The following is a 21,476-nucleotide window of genomic DNA, read 5'->3' on the forward strand; positions in this document are numbered from 1 at the left end:
TAACTGACCCATAGGTAATTAGGCAGTGGTTGGCACAGGTCGTCCATAGTACCGAAGACATGGTTTTGACGGAATACTGCGGGAGTTAGGTTTTCAAATCATTACCCGGCGTTATCTGCAAGTTCAAAACCAACGGTTTATTTATCAGCGATTTGCGCCATTCTGCTTACAGACAAATGACTCTCATGAACTTAATTTTGCAACCAGTAAAAAATGTAAGTTATGAGATCAACATTCAAGGTGCTGTTCTACGTGAACGGCAGTAAGGAGAAAGACGGCATAGTGCCGATTATGGGACGCATCACCATCAACGGGTCGGTGGCGCAGTTCAGTTGTAAACGAACCATTCCGAAAACACTTTGGGATGCCAAAGGGAACAGGATCAAAGGAAAGAGCAAGGAGGCTATCGAGACCAACTACGCGCTTGAGAACATCAAGGCGCAGATCATCAAGCATTACCAGCGGATTTCCGACCGTGAGGCGTTTGTTTCGGCAGAGATGGTGCGCAACGCCTTTCAGGGAATCGGCACGGAATATGAGATGCTGATGCGTGCTTTTGACAAGGAGGTTGCAGACTTCTCCAAACGTGTGGGCAAAGACCGTTCAGACCGGACGTACCGCAAATACAAGACAGTCCGCAACCATGTGGCCGCGTTCCTTATGTCGCATTACAGGCGGAAGGATATTTCCATGAACGAGCTGACAGAGGAATTCATCAGGGACTTCGCCCTTTACCTGAGCAATGAGGCGGGATTGTCGCAGTCTTCCATCTGGATTTACCTGATGCCGCTGAAACATCTTGTGACAACGGCTCATTACAATGGAAAGATCGCCCGTAACCCGTTTGCGCAGTTCCATGTAAGTCCGAACATACGGGAGCGCGAGTTCCTGACCGATGATGAGCTGAACATCGTCATCAACCACAGGTTCACGAAACCCCACCTCTCGCTTGCCCGGGACATCTTCGTGTTCAGCTGCCTGACTGGAATCTCGTTCATAGACATAAAGAATCTGACCACGGAGAATATCGTGGAAATCGGTGGCAACAAATGGATTGTAGCCAAGCGGCAAAAGACCGGTATCCCTTATCAGATACGGCTTCTGGACATCCCCCTGATGATAATCGAGAAATACAAGACCCTGAAAGGGGATAACCGTCTGCTTCCGATAGGCTGTAATTCCGTCATCAACCGAAACCTGAAGCTGATTATGAAAGAGTGCGGCATTGAGAAGCATATCTCATTTCACGCCGGTCGTCATTCCTTTGCCGTATGTGCTTTGAGCAACGGTATGCCGATAGAAAGCGTGAGCCGTATTCTCGGGCATACGAATATAACCACCACGCAGATTTATGCAAAGATTACAGATGCAAAACTTGACAGGGATATCGCATCATTTGCGGACAAGATAAGCGGGAAAATTTCTTATGTGCAGTAATCTATGGCTTGCAATATGAACAGAGGAATAATCACAATCAGTGAAACGGGTGTATTCACGATACCGACCGCGCCCGTATGGATGACGCAATTTGAGATTGCCGACCTGTTCGGGGTATTCTCGTATGACATCCGCAAGGCGATTCATGTTATCTACAAGAATAAGGAGCTGAGCGAGGTTGAGACGATGAAGTATGTCAAGCAAACTAACGGCATCAGTTATGACGTTTACAGCCTTGAAGTGGTTATAGCCGTTGCATTCAGGATATGCAGTAAGGAGAGTATGGCGTTCAGGCGGTTTGTAATGGATAGAACCTGTGCAAGGATAAAAGGGACACAAGCCATGCTGTTCGTTTCTTGTGGCAGAGGAAACAACCTATGGTATTGTTGAGCTTCATCCCGCCTGTCACCCGTTTCCGATGCACGGATGCAAAGGTAGCGCGTGGCTTGGGTGGCAGCCGCAAGGTCGGGCGGCAAAGCCGTTCCGGGCAGAATCTTCCTCAAACAAGTTTGAGCGTATTCAGCCCGAAAACCTTGCCGCTGCCTGCCACGCACTGAAAAGGCATCCGGCAACGGAAACGAGCGACTGACGGGAAATCAGAAGAAACAAAAAGAAGGAGCGGCATACAGACGAAGCGGGATTTTGATGCTTCCTCCGTAAGCCGTTCTTTCTTTTTTCGTTGAATAGACTATTGCAGCCGCAAATTGTAGACAGACGGCAAACTTCGCTCCTTCAAGAAAATCAGGTGCCTGTCAATCGGTAAGCGGGGCGGTAGCTGTCCGACAGCATACGCTCGATGTCGGATTCCCGGTAAAGGATTTTGCCGCCCAACTGGATATAGGGTATCCGCCCCTCATTACGGTAGTCCTGAAGCGTCCGGCGGCTCACTTTCAAGCGTGCCGACACCTCCTTGTCGGTAAAGAAACGTTCTCCGCCCAAAGTCGGGCGGTAGTTGGCTGTCAGGTGCTCGAAGCTGTCCAACAGGCGGTCAATGTTGCTCATGAAGTGGATTATCCACTCGCTGTTCTTGGTAATCAGTTCGTTCATATTACTTCGGATTTAGTGGTTATTGTCATTATACTCTGGTTACTACATTCATATAGTCCTGCCTTTGAACTTGGCTTCCTTCCGCCTGTCCTCGACTATTGACACGATACGTTGCACATCTTCGGGGCGGTAATAGGTCTTGTGGTTTATCTGCGAATAAGCCAGCGTGCCGTTGTCGCACAGGGTCTGCAACGTGCGCGGGCTGATGTTGAGCATCTGGCACACGTCCTGATTGTCCATCCACTTGCCCATCGTTTTTTCTCCATGCCGATGGCAGATGGCATCCATGCGGCGGACGAAACGGTCGAACTTGGCGACCAGCTCCTCAAAGGTCTTTTTTTCAATAGATACGATTTCCATATACATTATTTTTTGTTGTTATTTCTCTTTCGCTGCAAAGAAAAGGGCAAAAATCTATAAAGCAAAGGCTTTTCTGGAACTGGCAGCATTTGGCACCGGTATGGTAGCGGTTGTCCGGGTTACATCATCCCGGTTACCTATGGGCAAGCCAATGTACCGTGATTCTTTCACCACCTTTTTTAGCTGTCATTATTCCTTTTGACGCAAAGAAAAACAGAATCCGTCACCAGACAATGGACTTTACTATTACCGGTAGCATGTGGCACAGGGTGGTAGAGGTTGGCATCGGTTGGAGGTGGCGTTTATCTTCTTAACTCCGGAAATTAGGAAGGAGGAAAGAGTGAGAATGAGGGCTTAATTCAAACTCGGCTGCAATCGCACCGTTGTCCTTCCGGCTACTCACATCCGGCAAATTGGTGAAGTCTGCACCGATGTTTCTATCGTCATATAGCAAAACCACACAAAATTGCCGAACAGAACCCAAGTTCTTGACCGGCTGGATTATAGCCACTTACTTTGCTTGCGATAATCGGTCGAGGCACTTGCCAAGACCACAGTCAATAACTTAATAAAATTGTAGTATCAATGAAAAGAGAACCAAACATCAGTGAGCAGGAAGCTCGTGAAATCGTGGAAAGAATGGGACGCAGGGAATCCTACAGCCCCAAGTCGATGGATGACTTCTACAGGAACATCGGTCTGGATCCGGCTGAACTGGAACAGCCCGTCAAGACCGTCAAGGAAGAAGCGGAGACCGCTATGGCGAATAAACCGTCAGATGGGGTGACAGAGGAAGCGGCAGTGCCGCAGAAACGCATCAGCGGCAAACAACGCAGGCTGTCGCTGGAAGAGTACCGCACGACCTATCTCCAAGTCCCGAAGATTATCAACCGCAAGCCCGTGTTCGTTAGTGAGACAGTGCGTGACGAGCTGGACAGGGTTGTCCGCTACCTCGGAGGAAAGGGCATGAGCGCATCGGGGCTAATCGAAAACCTTGTCCGCCTGCACCTCGACGCCTACCGGAATGACATAGAGCAGTGGCGCAAACTCTGAGGAGATTGCAGAGAAGTCGGTTCAGCCGGTCGATACACTTCATCGGCTGAACCGATACCCCAAGTAATTTATTGTACCCGGAAACCAATCCGACAGGCGGAGGATTCTTGTGTCCTCAAAGACACAGCAAGGTATATTTTCAGTTACCCGAATTATTCTAAGTAACTGAAAATCCTTGCACCGCCGTGGGCAGAATTATCCTCCGCAGTCGGATAATTTCGATGTTTTTTAATCGGAGATTAGACAATGGACGAGCCATTAAATTAAAAGAATAAGAAGTATGAAAAAGAAGAGCAAGTACGGGAGAAATCCCAAGTTGGACCCGAAGACGCACTGCGTGATGGTGCGCTTCGATGATGTGGAATGGAACAAGTTTCTCGCGATGTACGAGGAATCACAGGTGTATGCGAAAGCCGTCTTTCTCAAGGCGCATTTCTTCGGGCAGAAGTTCAAGGTGCTGAAGGTGGACAAGACACTGGTGGATTACTGCACTAAGCTGTCCGACTTCCATGCTCAGTTCCGCGCCATCGGCACAAACTACAACCAAGTCGTGAAGGAATTGCGTTGCCACTTTTCGGAGAAGAAGGCAATGGCGTTGCTCTACAAGTTGGAGCAATGCACCATCGACCTTGTGAGGGTAAGCCGGGAAATCGTGGAACTTTCAAGGGAGATGCAGACTAAGTGGGAACAAAGAGTAGAATAATTATTCTATTTGTGAGAAATTTGGGGCAGAGGTGTGAAAAAGTTATATTTGGATTTGCGTAATGTCAATGAAGTGGCTTTTTGTGAGAGCGTAAATATTACAAATACCGGATTGCTTACCTATGCCGAACTGCTGATGTTCGGCAAATTACCTTACGTTTTGCGCTATGTACCAATATTTTTCTCATCTATACTATAACACACATAATAGATTAGGGCTTCGCAGGTAAGCAACGCCTTATGCCGTTCTTCAACCGCTCCAACAATGAAGACCTTATCCTCGCTATCCAGTCTGCTGGTGTCAGCCGTGGATGCAACGGCTTCCGCAAGGACAAATCCGGCGAAAAGCTCGCCGAGCCCAAGGAAGAACTACTCGAACACAGCACTGACGGCTCGAACGCTTTCGACACATTATATATTGGCTGCGAGAAATTCCCGTACCACGACAGTTTTTCTTTATCAACATCGGGGGGTGTCTAAAAATTTTGTAAATTTGTGGCATTATACCCTCAATAAAAATGAGTCTATTATGCAGATAAATAAAGGCGGTTTAATCCGCAGACAGGTTTTGGACGGTTGCTTAAGCAGCAATGGCAACTACACGTTGCTCGCCTTGATGGATAAATGCAATGAGGCTTTACGCGAACATGGACTTAAAACTGTAAGTTCCGAGAATACCATTCGCACCGATTTACAGCAGATACAAGAACAATACCCGGAGGCGAGTGTGATTTCTATCCGCAATGGTCGCAACATATTTTACAGATATAAAAACAAGGACTTCTCCATATACAAGAAGCCTCTTACAGATACCGAAATTCTCGGCCTGACCCAAGCTCTTTCTACTCTCAGCCGTTTTGAGGGGATGCCCGGTTTTGAGTGGCTTGAAAAACTCATAGAACGCTTCAAACCAATAATAAATATTGATACTTCCGTAGGACACGTTGTAAGCTTCGATGAGAATATAGACCTTAAAGGACGTGAATACTTCTCTATTCTTCTTCAATCAATCGTGTCCCGACAGGTGTTGCTTATACGCTATTTTAGTTATCGGACACAACATGAATTTACAGCTATTATCCACCCCTATTACTTGAAGCAGTATAATAATCGTTGGTTCTTGTTTGGCCTGAATGATGAACGGCGCGAAATCTCAAACCTTGCGTTCGACCGTATTCGGGAAATAACTCCTATCCCCAAGACATATATAACTAATGAATCGGTTGACTTCTTCGAGTTTTTCGATAATATGATAGGTGTATCTCGTTCCATTGGCGATACACCGCAGGAAGTGCGGTTATTTGTCTCGCAATCCCAACTTCCTTATATTCTTTCAAAACCGCTTCATGGTACACAACGCATAGTCGAAAAAAATCAATTTGGCGCAATTATCTCTATCAAGGTAATTCTGAACTATGAATTGGAGCAAATGATTTTAGGTTTTGGAGAAACAGTAAAAGTCTTATCTCCAAACAGTTTAGTTCATAAAATCTGTGAACGTCTCCATTCCGCGAGTGCTTTTTATCAATAGACGCAGAAAAATTGAGCCTATTATTGGAATTTTATGCTTAACTTTGCGGCATAACTTCAAAATATAATGTTATGACCGCCCAACAGCTTGCCGCCCTTATATGGGATATTAAAGACATCATCCGAGATGTGTACGAAGACCCGGAAGTGGAAAATGTGATTTTGCCCTTCACGCTTCTGCGTCGTATGGATTGTGTGCTTCACGATAAAAAGAAAATTATTGATGAAGAACTGGAAAAGGTTCCTGAATCTATGCGGAAGATACAGCTTGACATCCTGATGCGCAAGTATAATCTTTCTTTCTATAATACCTCTAAATTCACGTTATCCAACTTGTTGGCCGCTCCCAAAGAGATTGCCGACAACTTCAAGATTTACCTTGAAGGCTTTACAGACAACGTAAAGGATATTCTAAACAACTTCACTCACGAGGACAGCGAAGCTGGCGACCTTACGCGCATATATACGCGTCTCGACCGCGCCGGGCTTCTGTTTGCGGTGACACAGGCATTTGTTACCAAAGCCGACCTGCGTCCTGAAGTTGTGGATAATGCCATGATGGGTACGGCATTTGAAACAGTCATCCGTTGGTCTAAAGAATCGTCCAACACAATGGCCGGACAATTTTACACACCCAAAGATATTGTCCGCTTGTTGGTTTCCCTCGTGATGTGCGGCAAAGAAAAAGAAATCAACACCATCGGTCAACACTTTTCTATATACGACCCCTGCTGTGGCACCGGCGGTATGCTCACTGTTGCAAAAGAATTTCTCGAAAAATCTACCGACCGAACAGACATGAAAGTATATCTGTTCGGCCAAGAGAAAAACGAGAAGACATACGCCATTTGTAAAAGTGACATTCTACTGATGGGTGATGCCGCAGCCAATAAAGATGGCCAAATCGCTGTCGGAAATACATTGACCGACGACCATTTCGCAGGTAAAACTTTCAACTATATGCTCGCTAATCCACCATTCGGCGTTAAATGGAAGATGTTCGAGACACCAATCAAAGAGGAAGCCGAGCGAGAGAATGGCCGCTTTTCCGCCGGACTCCCAAGCACATCTGACGGCTCTCTGCTGTTCTTGCAGCACATGATTAGCAAAATGGACGGCAGCGGCTCTCGCATCGGTATTATCCTCAACGGCTCTCCGCTATTCAATGGCGATGCCGAGAGCGGTTGGAGCAATATACGTAAGATGTTGCTTGACCGAGACATCCTCGATGCTATCATAGCCATACCCAAAAACCTCTTTTACAGTACAGACATCCAAACCTATCTTTGGATTCTCGACAACAAAAAACCGGCATCCCACCGTGGCAAGGTATTGTTCATCAATGGCTATCAAGAGCCGTACCAATCGCTGCTACAACGCAACCTCGGCAAGAAACGCTACGAAATCAGCGAGCGTGGTGCTTGTGAAATACTTAGTCTATATCGCAATTACACAAGTGCGCAGACCGAGATTAACGGTGAGATTGTAGAAGTTGCAAAACTCCTCGACCGCGAAGACTTCCTCTATACCAAAGTAACCGTTGAGCGTCCGTTGCGACTTGTATTTGAGCGTACAGGCGAGAAACTTTTGGAAGCCATAGCACAAAAGACTTTTGCAAAGAAAGATATGCCATTCTTCGCACAAGTCGCAGCAATAAAAGGGATTGACGCTCGTAGGAATGATGCAGACTTCTTTGCGTTCCTCGCTAAGGAGCTTGGCTCGACAAAGATTCAAAAGGGCTACATCAAGAAACTTCGCTCATTCGCCGATACTAACGAAAATGCGCCTGAGGTTTATGAGATTCCCGGCAAGCCGTCATCAGGCCGTATTCCCGACCCGGCTCTGCGTGACACCGAAAACATACCGTTCAAGACCGACATTGACACATATTTTCAAGAAGAAGTGTTGCGCTTTGTTCCCGATGCGTGGATGGACCGCTCCAAAGACAAAATCGGCTGCGAGTTCCCATTTTCAAAACTATTCTACGTCTATACTCCGCTGCGCAACCGCTCGGAAATCCTCGATAAGCTCTTCGCCCTCGACCGCGAACTCGACGCTGAACTCAAAGAACTTAAAACCGAAGAATGATTATGAGCAATATTATCAAACAGCGTGACGACATAACTGCACAATTTGCTGAAGTTACCCGGCTTATCAGCAATGCTCGTAACCAAGTGCTACGTCTGGCTAATACCGCCCTTATAGACCTATATTGGAATGTCGGACGCTATATCTCTGAAAGAATAGCGTCGGCGGAATGGGGCGACGGCGTTGTGAAGCAGTTGGCCGATTATATCTCTACTACTGCCCCTGACCTAAAAGGCTTCTCCGATAAAAACCTTTGGCGGATGAAGCAATTTTATGAAACATACGTCAACGAGCCAAAACTCTCACCACTGGTGAGAGAAATCAGTTGGACGAATAATCTTATACTCCTTAGCCGGACGAGAACTCCCGAGGAGAAGCACTTTTATCTCACAAAATGTATCGCTGAGCGTTACTCAAAACGAGAACTTGAACGACAGATAAACAGCGCACTTTATGAGCGGTCATTATCCGACACCAAAATTCTCTCGCCGGTGGTGAGAGAATTGGCGCCCGAGGCAGAATCCGTGTTTAGAGATAATTATGTTTTTGAATTTGTTGCCGGCAAGACCATCAGAAATGAGGACTCACTTCGAGCTGCCTTGATAAGCCAGATGAAGGATTTTATATTGGAGATTGGCAAAGACTTTATCTACATTGATCAGGAATACCGGCTGCAAGTGGGGCAAAGCGATTTCAGAATAGACCTGCTGTTCTATCACCGCGAATTGCAATGCCTTGTCGCATTTGAGCTGAAAATGGAGAAATTCAAGCCCGAACATTTGGGACAGTTAAATTTCTATCTTGAGGCACTTGACCGTGATGTTAAGAAACCTAAGGAGAATCCGAGCATCGGAGTCCTGCTCTGTAAAGATAAGGATAATGATGTAGTTGAATATGCTTTGAGCCGCTCTCTTTCCCCTACGCTTGTGGCGGAATACCAACTTTGTATGCCGGATAAGAAACTCCTGCAACAAAAGATGAAAGAAATTGAGGACAACCAAACATCAGAGGAGGATTGACCATGAAGCAATACGCATCTTATAAGCCATCGGGTACTCCGTGGATTGGCGATATGCCAAGTCATTGGGAGAAGAAAAGACTTCGGTTTGTTTGTGAATTTAGAAATGGATATACTCCATCTAAAGCAAATCAAGATTTCTGGACTGACGGAACAATTCCATGGTATCGCATGGAAGACATTCGAGACTCCGGCCGATTTTTGAATGAAGCCAAGCAATATGTAACAGAGGAAGCTGTAAAAGGACAGGGGCTTTTTGAAGCCGGCAGCTTTATTCTTGCGACAACAGCGACTATTGGAGAGCATGCAATGCTAATTGTTGATTCGCTTGCGAATCAACGATTTACGAATCTAAAGATTCGTAAATCGTTGGGGCATAGCTGTCTCAAGGAGTTTTTCTTCTACTATCTTTTCTTGATAGATGAATTTTGCAAGTCATCAACTCGAACCGCAACATTCCCTGCGATGAATATGGAAGACTTGCGAAATTTTGATGTTGCTATTCCACCTCTTGCCGAACAGGAAGCCATTGCTGCATATCTTGACAGAAAGTGCGACAGCATTGATAAGGTTATTGCCACCCAAGAGCGGCGAATCGTTCTGCTCTCGGAGCTGAAACAGAGCATCATTACCGAAGCAGTAACTCGCGGTCTCAATCCCGATGTTCCGCTCAAAGATTCCGGCATCGACTGGATAGGCAAAATCCCCGAACACTGGGAGGCGATGCCTCTAAAATATACAGCGAATAAAGAAGGATGTTGCTTTATTGATGGAGATTGGATTGAAAGCGATGTAATTACTGAAGATGGCATTCGCTATATTACTACGGGTAATGTGGGCGTGTTGGAATATAAGGAACAAGGTGCGGGATATATCAGTGAAGAAACTTTTCATGAGCTCGGATGTACAGAGGTATTCTCAGGAGATATTCTTATCTCAAGATTGAATGAACCTATTGGACGAGCCTGTATATTACCGGACTTAAATAGCCGTGTTATTACTTCAGTTGATAATGTGATTTTCAGGCCTGATACTGAACTATATGATAAATCATATCTCGTATATTATCTGAATAACAGTCGGTTTACTGAACATGCTAATTTGGAGGCTCGCGGTGCCACAATGCACCGTATGAGTAGGACAATGTTAGGTCATCAACAGATAGTTGTACCACATATTACAGAACAACGAGCAATATCAGACTATCTCGAAAAAAAATGTTCTCGCATTGACTCTGCTATTGCCAAGGCTAAACGCGCGATAGAACTGCTCCGAGAGTTCAAACAATCAGTTATCACCGAAGCCGTAACAGGCAAAATCAAAGTTTGCTAACCTCAAATTCAAATCGAAATGAGTGTACTGAACGAAACATTTTTTGAAAAGCATATTGCCGACTATCTTGCCGATAGCCCCCTATACAACCAACGCACTGCTGCCGATTTCGATATTGACGCACTTTGCGACCGTGACATGTTGCGCCGATTCATAGAGGCGCAGACACCAAAATGGCAACGTCTTGTGCAGCGCTTTGGTAGTGAGGACGCTGCCTTTGAAGCTGTTGTCAAGGAGTATAACAACCGTATTGACAAAGGCGCGAAGCTCTCGCATTTACTCATCAAGGGATTGAACATACAGGGCATCAAACTGAAGCTCGTGCAATTCAAGCCTGAATATGACGACGCAGAAAGCGAGTTTCAGCAGCTATATATGCAAAACCGTTTTTCGGTAGTGCGTCAGATGCGTTACAGCAACATGCCGCCCGACAATAAAAACGAGATAGACCTTGCAATACTTGTCAACGGCATACCCATCATCACCGCCGAGTTGAAAAATGAGCAGACCGACCAAACGTATGTAAACGCCATACACCAGTATCGCACCGACCGCAATCCGCAAAACAGGCTGCTCAAAACCATACTTGTGCATTTTGCCGTAGATAACAACTATGCGTTTATGACAACAACGCTGCGTGGCGAGGCTACGACATTTCTGCCGTTCAATATCAACAGCAAGAATCCGGCTGTTGAGAGCGACTATCCTACCTGTTATATGTGGAAAGAGATATGGCAAGCCGATAGCTTGCTGAATATCTTGCAGCACTTTATCAAACAATACAAGGAACGCGACGAGAAAACCGGCAAGGAAAAAGATGTAACCATCTTTCCCCGTTATCATCAGTTGCGGGCGGTTCGAAACCTGTGTAACTGGGCGAGAGAAAACGGAGCAGGTAAAAATTACCTGATTGAACACGCGGCAGGAAGTGGTAAAACCAAGTCAATGGCATGGCTCGCACATCAGCTTGCCAACATTACCGACCGCGATACACGGTCTATTTTCGACAGCATCATTATGGTAACAGACCGAATAGTGCTTAATGCGAATATGGCCGAGGATGTAAACCACTTCGAGACAGAAGCCGGTACGGTGGCCGACATCCGCCGTGGCTCGCGCAAACTCGCTGACGCTATCAATGACGGCAACCGAATCATTGTCAGCACGGTTCAGAAATTCGGTTATGCTCTTGACCACCTTAAACGTGACAAGGCGCGTCGCTACGCTATCATCGTGGATGAAGCACACACGGCAATCGGCAACGAGAGTGCCAAAGACCTTGTAAATGCACTCTCCACCGACGAGGAATTGCGCAACTATGCAGAGCGTTTCGGGGCGGATGACTACGCAAGCGAAATGGATGCCATGCTTGCCTTTTTACAGGCTATGCGTCAGGAAATGTCGCATATCTCGTATTTCGCATTTACAGCCACCCCCAAAGATAAGACCTATGCACTTTTCGGCTATAAAAACACCGAGGGTAAATGGCGCGCGCATGACTACTATTCGATGAAACAAGCCATCGAAGAAAAATTCATACTTGATGTGTTGCAGAATTACACCACCTACGACACAATGTATGAGTACATTGCCAAGAGTGGCCTCCCTGAAGATGAAGCCTCTAAAGAGTATGAGGAGCGTAAAGCTGTCCGGCTGATTCTCCAAGCCTTGAACAAAGACCCCTACAATATGGAGAAGAAAGCTCGCGTCATGCTCGCACACTTCTTCAGCAGCTCCATCCATAAAATAGGCGGTCAGGCAAAAGCTATGGTTGTCAGCGATTCTAGGCTGTCGGCAGTCCGCTATAAGCAAATCATTGACAAGATAATAGCCGAGGACTACAACGGAGTAATCAAAACCCTTGTTGCTTTTTCCGGCACCGTTGAGCTTGACGGTGTCAGCTACACCGAGGACAAGATGAACGGCTACGGTATCAAAGACAACCGCATCCGCGACATCTTTAACGAACCGGAATATAGGATACTCATTGTCGCTGATAAATTCCAGACCGGCTTCGACCAAAAGTTACTGCATACGATGTATGTTGACAAAATGCTTGGCGGAATCCAATGTATTCAAACTCTCAGCCGTCTGAACCGTTGCTTCCCTCCGCTTAAAGAGGACACAATGGTTCTTGACTTCCGTAATCGCGCCGACGATGTTCTGAAAGCATTCCAGCGGTATTATAAAGAAACTGAATTGCAGGGCGACGTTGATGTGCAACGCCTCTATTCATTTGTCAATGAGATAGAGCAGTATAAGGTCTATAACGACGCAGAAGAAGAAAATATCGTCAGGGCATTGCTTAACAGGACTACTGCCGCCTCAGTACCCTCAATGGTTAAGCGCATAGTCGATGAGCGTGTCGAGCCGATGGCTGATGCCGACAAAGACAAGTTTCGCAAACTTATTAACCGCTATATTCGCAGTTATGGCTTCATGGCTCAACTTATGAAGTTCATTGACCCTGACCTCGAGCGTCACTACGTTTTCTATAAGGTCTTGTATAAGGCTTTGCCTTACACCAAAGAGACATTGCCGATGGAAATACTTGAAAAGGTTGACCTTAACAAGTTCCGTCTGCAAATGAGCTTCGAGGGTAATTTACAGCTCGAAGACGAGGACACGACCTTGCAATCTTCACGCATCGGAGACATCAACACTCCTCGCGCTGATGAAACCAAAACGCTCCAAGAGCTTCTAAACATCGTTAATGAACCCTGGGAGGGATATCTTGATGAAAACGACAAGATAATCCGCAATATCGTAGATGAATTGCAGGTAGATACAGACTTGATAAACGCTTTCCGTGCAAATAACAGCCCGGAATCACTCTCGCGCCTTATTATTGATAAGATTATGACTAAGGCCGGAGGGCAAATAGACAAATTCTTCTCCCTGCTTACAGAAGTACACGCCGGCTCGAATTTCTCCAAAGAATTTGTCAGAGGCGTTGCCGACCTGCTTGCACGAAACACACAGGCCGACCGAAATCTGCCACTCGACATAAATGCTCTGCATCAGGCAATATGCAACGTGATGGACGGCACATTTGCCGAATTGTATCGCTACATCCGCCCACTCGCAGAAGTCGTGTCAACACTGCTGAAAGTTATTCAGGCACCGTCAATTTCAAACCTTGACGGTATCAATGATATTGTGATGGATTCACTCAATCAAGTGTACCGCGCACAGAACCTGCGCTTGGTTGACCGTCGCCGACATTTTAACAGCCTTGTAAGCCACTACGAACCGTTCCTCAAAAAGTTATACTATCTGATGAACGGACAGCAGATTGAGGCACCGGAAGAAGGCCGCAACGCCACTTTCAAGGATGCTGTCTTTGCGTTCCGCGCTCTCCGAGGACTGCGAAATAATCCGCAACCGGTTTATCAGCAGTTCAGCCAGTATCTCGAAAACCTACGCCAATGGCGCAATACGGAGGCACACGAAGCCAACACCGCCACCGAACAAGACCTGATCGGTGCCACCCACATCGTAGTAGCGATGTACATATACATCGTTTCGCAAGTTACCACCGAACTCGAAATGTCAGAATATTATAATAATTGAGCGATGATAAAGTTCCATTGGTTAAATAGTAAACTTCGTTGGAAAGATAGTGTTACTGTCAGTCTTGCGTTATTGACAACTCTACAAACCATAGCAGAGGTCTCTGGGTTTCTTGACCTTGATTGCGTTAACAGTATTCCTTGGTTGTGGAAATTGGCTATTATTTTCGCCATATTTATATTCTTGACGGTGTGTACTTTTATATCAAAGCATTTACTTGTTCACAAAGGACTAAAATTGAGTATTGGCGACAATGAGGTTAAAATAAAGCAAGCTGATATCTTCGAGCAAGATGGGTGGCGTTTAATTCCGTTCAACGAAATGTTTGATACCGTAGTTGACGATATAATAATAGCTCATCGTTCACTTAATGGGTATTTCATTGATACATACGTTAAGGATGACTTAAAAAAACTTGAACAATGTATCGAAACTGCTTCGGATGTCAAGGGTTTAAACCCAACGTCAAAACAGGGTAGAAAGAAATTTCCACTCGGCAGAATAATCCCATACAACAACGAGTATCTTCTTCTTGCTTTTACTCACTTTGACGATAATAACAATGCTTTTTTATCTCATGCCGACTTCGAGAAATGTTTAATAACTATGTGGAAAGAGATAAACAGAGTTTATGCAAATCGACCTATATACATTCCCTTACTCGGCTCTGGGATTACTCGGTTTACTGACACTCCACATAAAGATAATCTCTCGCTCGCTAAATGTTTACTGTGTACTTTGAAAATGAGTGGAGTCCACATTAAGCAGCCTATAACAATATGCCTCATGCCCGAGATAATGAATAGTATGAACATTTATGAACTAAAATCAAAGTAATATGACGTACAGAACTCGTACTTACATCGCCGGAGATTGGACCGGCGATAAAGATGCCATTGACCAATTGTATAAATGGAATGATAGCAAATATTGGGGACTCCATTTTACGAACGCTCACGATTTGCATCAATCCAACGATGGCAGCAAGAATTGTTCCATCAAAAAAAGTCTGTGTCTTAGGATGGATGCTTCTAAAACATTTGTTTTAGTCGTTGGTGCTAAAACAAAATCTCTGACAGCGGGTAGTTGTCAACATTGTAGTTCCTATTCAAGTTATTGGAGTTCATGTAATTCCGGCAACAGTGTTAGTCTTAAAAGTTATATTGAATACGAGTGCGATAAGGCTGTGCGTGATGGCTTAAAAATAATCGTATTGTACAATAGTACCTCGGTTAATCGTAATCTCTGTCCTGAATCTGTGCGTTGGACAGGAGTCCACGCAACCATGCAGAAGTGGGAAAATGGCACATTATACTGGGATTACAAAAGTGTTAAAGACGCCTTTGATAAAGCCAATCAATAGTATTCTGATCTGAACCATCAGAGCATTACCTTGACATACGCCCCTTCGGACTTCGAGGGGGCTTGTTGTGTTTATACCCCTGCGGCACCGCGTAGAGAGAGCGGCAGGGAGCGGTAGGCGGTGATGGATTGCGCCGGATTATAGGTTGCCAGGGTGATGTGTTCTTGCGTGAGGGTGCGGCTACCTGACTGCCTGAAAGCGGGGTGTGGTCTGCATGGGAATGTCGGCTGCACAGCGGCAGATGTGCCATGTCTGCGCTTGGGCTTCCATTTTCATATTCTGCTTTGGCCGTTGGGAATAACCTCACGGCGTAGATGATTGAAGGCATTGGCAGCGTACCACTCCATGGCAACGGAATAGCGGGTTACATATGACAGGATTTTGAGCAAGCGCGTTTGGAGAGGGACTTTACTTGTGAACACACGGAGGCACATTATATACATTTCTCGTAAACATTGGGCATTCCCAATTTTGTCAATTCTCAGAATAGTATTACCTTTGCAGGTGAAGAGTTGTTTGAATGTAATGCATTGCAAAATGCTGAAATAAGAACTGTTGCCTTGTCATTACCCTCTTTTTGCCTTCCTTGTTGAACTTGTTGATTCTAAATATCCTGCAATTATTTGCACGTTTTTTTCAAAAAAAAAACGCTATTTCTCATACTATTTCAGGGTATTTCTCATAGTCAGTTACAGCTATTCTCCTATTTATCCACCAAGCTTATCTTACCAAATATCTAGCTATTTCTTTCATGTAAACAACTAGTTAATTACTTGTTTTTCATCTAATAATGTCGTATCTTTGAAAGAGCATACCAACCGTTCCACTACAGTGCACAGGCCTATTCACTACAGTAAAAAGATATGTCTACTAGAGTGAAAAGAACCGTTCACTGTAGTGGAACAATCAGGATGGCGGTTGAATAATAAAAGAATAAAGGCAAGATGTGATAAGCGCATCAGGTATATAACATATAAACAACCATTAAATTAGAACAAAGATGGCAATACAATTCGAGTTTTATAAGAATCCCCAACCGGAGAAAGAAGGAGAAGAACCTAGTTATCACCCGCGGGTGGTTAATTTTCAACATGTGACCACTCAAAAGCTGGCAAGAGAAATCCATATGGCAACTACTTTCGGGAAAGCGGAAGTAGAAGCCATGCTAATGGAATTGAGCAGATGTATGGGAAACCACCTACGTGAAGGAGAACGAATACATCTGGATGGAATCGGCTATTTCCAAATTACATTACAGGCTACCGAACCTGTACATTCGCTTGCCACTCGCGCAGACAAAGTGAAGCTAAAATCTATTAACTTCCAGGCCGACAGAGATTTAAAAAGTTTATGTATGAGTACTCACTTACGACGTTCGAAATACAAGCCACATTCGGCGTCCCTTTCAGAAGAAGAGATTGACAAGAAACTCACTGCCTATTTTGCAACCCATCCTGTATTGACCCGTAGTAATATGCAGTCACTCTGTTGTTTTACCCAAAGCATGGCCAGCAGACAGATTCGTCGTCTGAAAGCACAGGGTAACTTACAGAATATCGGCAAACCCACACAGCCTATTTATGTACCAGCTCCGGGGCATTATGAGAAATGAGTTCAACGGGCATGAGAAATAAGCCAAATTAAGGCCTATTCGCGAATGAAACTATGAGAAATGAATATTTTATATCCATTTCGGAGGCGTGTCAATTCTCCACCAACCACTTTTCTATATTTCTTGTTTCAGCACTAAAGTTCACACCAATCTTGAAAAGCTTTCGTGAATCCGTTGCAAACGGACGAGCATAATGTTTATCCTCTATCTGCTGCAAAGCTTCTTCCGCCGTACCATTCAATTTAAATTCCATGATATAGATGAATTTATCGGTCTGCAATACCATATCCACACGACCCTCACTCGTATGGTATTCTGCTTTTACATAAAAACCAACCAGTTTACACACGATATAAAGCACATTCTGATAATGTAACTCCAGTTCGCGTGCAAGCTCATAGGGAATATCCGAAAAGAAACTTTGCAGGCGACAGAAAAAAGATTCATAATCACCGGCACGCACCTCACGAACAAATTTTTGAATTTCAAAGGGAGATTCCACTTTATTGACGTTCGCGTAATAAGGAAGGAGAAAACGGACAAACCCTTCTTCTACTTCACGATTAGGAAAACCTAAACGATAAATACCAAATTCTTCATCATATCCTTTAATGGTGAGGTATCCGCTCTGATAAATCACCGGAATAGGATTGGTAGATTCAGAATCTATACTGTTCAGTACCTGTTCATCGGTTTCTTCATGGGCCATTCGGTGTAGATCATAATGATGCTTCTTCAGCAACTCCACTAAATAAGTGGGAGTACCTGTTTCAAACCAGTAGCTTTTAAACTCATTCCTATCAAAAGCTAAAAGCAGACTGAAAGGATTGTACATTCCTTTGGAATTGTGAGTGAAATGATAGCCATCATACATTTCTTTCAACCGGACACATATCTCTTCATACGTCACTCCCTGCACATTGGCAAATTCATGAAGTTCGGCATCCTGATTATCGTATAGTTCCTGTTCGCTCACACCACAAATATCTATATATTTATTCCACATTGAAATATCATTCAGATTATTCAAATCACAGAATACACTGACTTTACCGAACTTGGTAACTCCCGTCAACAAAGCAAACTTAATACAGCCATCCTGACTTTTCAATGCGCCATAAAAAGCTTTCAATGTATTACGGAAACTCTTTTGCAAAGCATCATCACCAATAGCCTGTAGCATTGGTTTATCATACTCGTCCACTAGGATCACCACACTTTGCCCCTCTTGCCGACAAGCACGCTTAATAATCCCCTCAAAACGCATAGCCAAGGATTTCTCCGATGGCTCCGCACCATATATCTTCTCCCATTCCACCAACGCCCCATTCAGTTTATTCTCCAAGCTTTCCGGAGTATCATATTTTTCGGTATTCAGATCAAGATGTAATACGGGATACGTTATCCACTCTTTTTCCAGCTTCTCCATAGCCAGTCCTTCAAAGAGTTCCCGTTTTCCTTGAAAGTAGGCTTCAAGCGTAGAAATAAGCAGACTTTTGCCAAAACGGCGCGGACGACTCAGGAAATAGTAGCTCCCGGTTTTCACCAATTGATAAATCAATGCAGTTTTATCAATATAGAAATAGCCACCTTTACGAATTTTTTCAAAGTTCTGTATGCCGATAGGGTAAATCTTGCCACTCATATTTCAATCTGTTTAAGTTCATATCGTACAAATACATATACCATCTCAATATAAAAAACCAAATGTCCAAAGAGGAACCACATTACGCATTCCATACTCAATATCATCTTTCACAACATACGCATTCTCTACATCATGCACCTGCTTCTGCGATTTATTCTTTCCACCTACTTCAAAGGTATAACCACCTACCGTAAAATCAGAAACGTCTGATGTAGTTACCGGACATACAACTCGCAAAGTAGAAAAAAATTAAAAAATGAACGATAAGAAGAAACACCTAAGGCGATGCTTCCGCATCGCAGCACACGAATATAAGGATTTTTACTACAATAACAAGCGATAAACAATATTTCTTAAATGAAAAAGCCGTGCTCCACTCAACATAAAGTGACACATTTTACCTAATAGATTAGTGACTGAAGCATTTTTTTATCACAGCAGTATCGCAATAAATATAGCTTCTCTGAGAATTTATAATAACGACTAGGCTTTTGATTATTCTCATTAATAATATAATTCATAGTTTGAAGATTGTTCTTTTCTAATACTCTTCTTTCTTTTGCTGACACTGGATAATTTACTATCGGCAGACAGTCCTTCCATTTTGTGAAAAATATTCGTGCATTAGTCAACCATTCATTATCTAGTTTTGAATTACTAATGTGCTCTATTAGGATATCATACACACATAATGATTTCAGCCCCAGCATATAAACCTGCAATGAGATATCAATATCGTAAAAATGAAATCCTCTGTAATTTATTTCATCAAATCTTATTTTATCAAAAACAGATTTCCTCATGCAAAAAAAACATCCATCCACTGCTACCACTTCTATGGCTTTCGCATCTGCAATGGGTTTAAAACAAGTATTATAAGTAATGGTTGGATCAGCCCTATTAGTATCAATAGAATACTGGCAAATTGCATCCTTTCCTGCATCTGTACTTCCAGGTCCCCACCAAATACCCGGTATTTGACTAATAAAACGTGGTCCAGAAATTCCAATAAGCCCTACTTTCAAATCTCTGAAATGATTTATCAGAAGCTTTCCCCAATCACTAGTGTAATGTAAAATATCTTCATGCATAAAACATAAAAGTGGATATTGACTCCTTTTGACCCCTTCGTTATAAGCACTAAATATATCATATTGACTTTTGCTGTTATCAATACATATAATCTCATGAATAACCCCAACCGTATTCTCAATATTATCCTTCAATTCCTTAGAGATGGATTGAAACCTACTGCATATTATAATAGAAATCATATTTATTCAAATCAATTTTATATATCAAGATACTTTTATACGAATATCTCTAACTCATAAAAAATAGTTCACAAAACTAAGAATAAAATCCTATAAGGACAAACTTAGATTTAAAAAAATAAAAAAACTCCAGACTTCCAAAGCTAACAGATAAATATAGAATACGTCCATCATTAACTCTTCGAATTCAATTCTCCAGAAAAGAAAATCCTAACATATCACAATTATTTATCAAAACTTCTTAGTAAAAGTTTTTTTTGTTTATTTTTTGTAAGATACAATACAATTCTAACAGTTTGGCGAGGACTATTGTATAACTTACAGTTATGATAGCTTTGCGAAACATATTAGTGTAAATTATTTTACATGTTTTATAAATTATGAAATGCTATATTTGTTTGACAGACCCTATTGTCAATAGAAAAGATTACTTTAGCATGTTAAAGGTTACCTTAATTAGTGCTCGTACAAACACATCTCTTCGATTAATTTGCCTATATGATGGTAAAATTGGAGATCCTGTTTACAACCTACTTAAAAGATTTAAAGTTGAAATCATTATTCATGAATTACCATATAAAAAGGAACTAATGGAAATATATTCTCACGAATGGATGGAAACAGAACTTGGAAAAGATATAGAATATAGTCGAATATTCGGCACATTCATGAGAATGGAGGTTCCTATAATAGAAAAAGAAGATGAATATGTATTATACACCGATATGGACATAATCTTTAATGATGATATATTGCTAAAAGATCTACCTCGTCCTGCTTATTTAGCTGCTGCTCCCGAATTTGAACGTGATACAAAAAGAATGAGTTATTTCAATGCTGGAATATTAGTCATGAACATCCAAGGAATGAGAGTCAAATATCAGTAATTTGTAGAGATGATGAAAAAAAGCAAAGATCTACTGCAGGACTTTTTGATCAAGGGTACTTAAACGAGTTGTGTTTCGAGGACATGGAAATTCTACCTATTGAATATAACTGGAAACCGTACTGGGGAATTAATGGGAATGCTAAGCTTATCCATTTCCATGGAATGAAACCATGCAGCAATCTCGAAGAAGCAGGATTTGACACCAGAGAATCATTCTTTCGGACGATATTTGACAATAACAGTCAAGGCTATGCAGGGTATATATACTATTTTATTCTCTTTTTTAATTACCTAGGTCAAAAACAAGACCAATGGTTATGCTATCATTTACAATACATCCTTGACCTATATAAAAAACCTTTAATAGCCCTTGCACAAAAAACAGACTATAAACCAAAATACAGAAAATACAAACGTTTATACTCAATATTCGTAAGTATTTCTATACTACTAGCAATACTACTACTTACTGCTTTATTTTTAGTATAATCAATATAAATAACACTCTCAAATAGACAAAACCGAAGGTCTAAAATTAAAACAATACACA

Annotated in this window: 20 protein-coding genes; 15 read left to right on the forward strand and 5 right to left on the reverse strand. The window is 43.1% G+C overall.

The window, feature by feature from the left end:
- The first annotated feature begins 222 nt into the window (after nucleotides 1–222).
- The 3 genes from AB9N12_RS06445 to AB9N12_RS06455 are packed head-to-tail and all read left to right on the forward strand — an operon-like array spanning nucleotide 223 to nucleotide 1,994.
- Nucleotides 223–1,437, forward strand: coding sequence for a site-specific integrase (locus tag AB9N12_RS06445; protein ID WP_369890707.1), 1,215 nt, complete (start codon nucleotides 223–225; stop codon nucleotides 1,435–1,437).
- 15 nt (nucleotides 1,438–1,452) lie between these two features.
- On the forward strand, nucleotides 1,453–1,827 hold the full coding sequence (locus AB9N12_RS06450) for a hypothetical protein (protein WP_369890708.1): 375 nt from the start codon (nucleotides 1,453–1,455) through the stop codon (nucleotides 1,825–1,827).
- Entirely contained in the window at nucleotides 1,815–1,994 is a 180-nt protein-coding gene (locus tag AB9N12_RS06455) for a hypothetical protein (protein WP_369890711.1), read from the forward strand. Before AB9N12_RS06450 ends, AB9N12_RS06455 begins: the two co-directional genes overlap by 13 nt.
- A 184-nt stretch (nucleotides 1,995–2,178) precedes the next feature.
- Here the strand turns inward: AB9N12_RS06455 and AB9N12_RS06460 are convergent, their stop codons facing one another.
- Both AB9N12_RS06460 and AB9N12_RS06465 read right to left on the reverse strand, forming a co-directional pair.
- Nucleotides 2,179–2,484: a helix-turn-helix domain-containing protein gene (locus AB9N12_RS06460; protein ID WP_369890713.1), complete on the reverse strand. Its 306-nt coding sequence runs from the start codon at nucleotides 2,482–2,484 to the stop codon at nucleotides 2,179–2,181.
- 48 nt (nucleotides 2,485–2,532) lie between these two features.
- Nucleotides 2,533–2,844, reverse strand: coding sequence for a helix-turn-helix domain-containing protein (locus tag AB9N12_RS06465; protein WP_369892825.1), 312 nt, complete (start codon nucleotides 2,842–2,844; stop codon nucleotides 2,533–2,535).
- A gap of 585 nt (nucleotides 2,845–3,429) precedes the next feature.
- Between AB9N12_RS06465 and AB9N12_RS06470 the strand changes: the two genes are divergently transcribed.
- The 11 genes from AB9N12_RS06470 (at nucleotide 3,430) to AB9N12_RS06520 (ending at nucleotide 17,115) form a co-directional block, all read left to right on the forward strand.
- Nucleotides 3,430–3,897 (forward strand): DUF3408 domain-containing protein, encoded by a 468-nt coding sequence (locus AB9N12_RS06470; RefSeq protein ID WP_369890715.1) that lies wholly within the window; start codon nucleotides 3,430–3,432, stop codon nucleotides 3,895–3,897.
- 280 nt (nucleotides 3,898–4,177) lie between these two features.
- Entirely contained in the window at nucleotides 4,178–4,600 is a 423-nt protein-coding gene (gene mobA, locus AB9N12_RS06475; protein WP_369890717.1) for a conjugal transfer protein MobA, read from the forward strand.
- A gap of 239 nt (nucleotides 4,601–4,839) precedes the next feature.
- The gene (locus AB9N12_RS06480; protein ID WP_369890718.1) at nucleotides 4,840–5,079 is read left to right on the forward strand and encodes a hypothetical protein; all 240 of its coding nucleotides are present in this window, start codon (nucleotides 4,840–4,842) and stop codon (nucleotides 5,077–5,079) included.
- A gap of 49 nt (nucleotides 5,080–5,128) precedes the next feature.
- Nucleotides 5,129–6,130 (forward strand): helix-turn-helix transcriptional regulator, encoded by a 1,002-nt coding sequence (locus tag AB9N12_RS06485; protein ID WP_369890720.1) that lies wholly within the window; start codon nucleotides 5,129–5,131, stop codon nucleotides 6,128–6,130.
- 71 nt (nucleotides 6,131–6,201) lie between these two features.
- Nucleotides 6,202–8,217, forward strand: a complete 2,016-nt coding sequence (locus tag AB9N12_RS06490; protein WP_369890722.1) for an N-6 DNA methylase — start codon at nucleotides 6,202–6,204, stop codon at nucleotides 8,215–8,217.
- Nucleotides 8,218–8,219: 2 nt separating this feature from the next.
- The gene (locus AB9N12_RS06495) at nucleotides 8,220–9,236 is read left to right on the forward strand and encodes a YhcG family protein (RefSeq protein WP_369890723.1); all 1,017 of its coding nucleotides are present in this window, start codon (nucleotides 8,220–8,222) and stop codon (nucleotides 9,234–9,236) included.
- A gap of 2 nt (nucleotides 9,237–9,238) precedes the next feature.
- The gene (locus AB9N12_RS06500; protein ID WP_369890725.1) at nucleotides 9,239–10,567 is read left to right on the forward strand and encodes a restriction endonuclease subunit S; all 1,329 of its coding nucleotides are present in this window, start codon (nucleotides 9,239–9,241) and stop codon (nucleotides 10,565–10,567) included.
- An 18-nt stretch (nucleotides 10,568–10,585) separates the two neighbouring features.
- Nucleotides 10,586–14,140 (forward strand): type I restriction endonuclease subunit R, encoded by a 3,555-nt coding sequence (locus tag AB9N12_RS06505; RefSeq protein WP_369890727.1) that lies wholly within the window; start codon nucleotides 10,586–10,588, stop codon nucleotides 14,138–14,140.
- A 3-nt stretch (nucleotides 14,141–14,143) separates the two neighbouring features.
- A complete protein-coding gene (locus AB9N12_RS06510) occupies nucleotides 14,144–14,977 on the forward strand; it encodes a macro domain-containing protein (protein WP_369890729.1) in 834 nt (277 codons plus the stop codon).
- Nucleotide 14,978: 1 nt separating this feature from the next.
- The gene (locus AB9N12_RS06515) at nucleotides 14,979–15,503 is read left to right on the forward strand and encodes a molecular chaperone Tir (RefSeq protein ID WP_369890730.1); all 525 of its coding nucleotides are present in this window, start codon (nucleotides 14,979–14,981) and stop codon (nucleotides 15,501–15,503) included.
- 1,000 nt (nucleotides 15,504–16,503) lie between these two features.
- Nucleotides 16,504–17,115: an HU family DNA-binding protein gene (locus AB9N12_RS06520; protein ID WP_369890732.1), complete on the forward strand. Its 612-nt coding sequence runs from the start codon at nucleotides 16,504–16,506 to the stop codon at nucleotides 17,113–17,115.
- 91 nt (nucleotides 17,116–17,206) lie between these two features.
- Here the strand turns inward: AB9N12_RS06520 and AB9N12_RS06525 are convergent, their stop codons facing one another.
- From AB9N12_RS06525 to AB9N12_RS06535, 3 genes are all read right to left on the reverse strand, one after another.
- On the reverse strand, nucleotides 17,207–18,760 hold the full coding sequence (locus AB9N12_RS06525) for an ATP-binding protein (protein ID WP_369890734.1): 1,554 nt from the start codon (nucleotides 18,758–18,760) through the stop codon (nucleotides 17,207–17,209).
- Between the two features lie 45 nt (nucleotides 18,761–18,805).
- On the reverse strand, nucleotides 18,806–19,000 hold the full coding sequence (locus AB9N12_RS06530) for a hypothetical protein (RefSeq protein WP_369890736.1): 195 nt from the start codon (nucleotides 18,998–19,000) through the stop codon (nucleotides 18,806–18,808).
- 164 nt (nucleotides 19,001–19,164) lie between these two features.
- The gene (locus tag AB9N12_RS06535; protein WP_367745360.1) at nucleotides 19,165–20,037 is read right to left on the reverse strand and encodes a glycosyltransferase; all 873 of its coding nucleotides are present in this window, start codon (nucleotides 20,035–20,037) and stop codon (nucleotides 19,165–19,167) included.
- Between the two features lie 380 nt (nucleotides 20,038–20,417).
- On the opposite strand from AB9N12_RS06535, the gene AB9N12_RS06540 reads away from it, so the two are divergent.
- Complete coding sequence (locus AB9N12_RS06540) at nucleotides 20,418–20,924, forward strand: hypothetical protein (protein ID WP_369890739.1); 507 nt, start codon at nucleotides 20,418–20,420, stop codon at nucleotides 20,922–20,924.
- Nucleotides 20,925–21,476 lie beyond the last annotated feature (552 nt).

The sequence above is a fragment of the Bacteroides sp. AN502(2024) genome, from assembly GCF_041227145.1.
Taxonomy (GTDB): Bacteria; Bacteroidota; Bacteroidia; order Bacteroidales; family Bacteroidaceae; genus Bacteroides.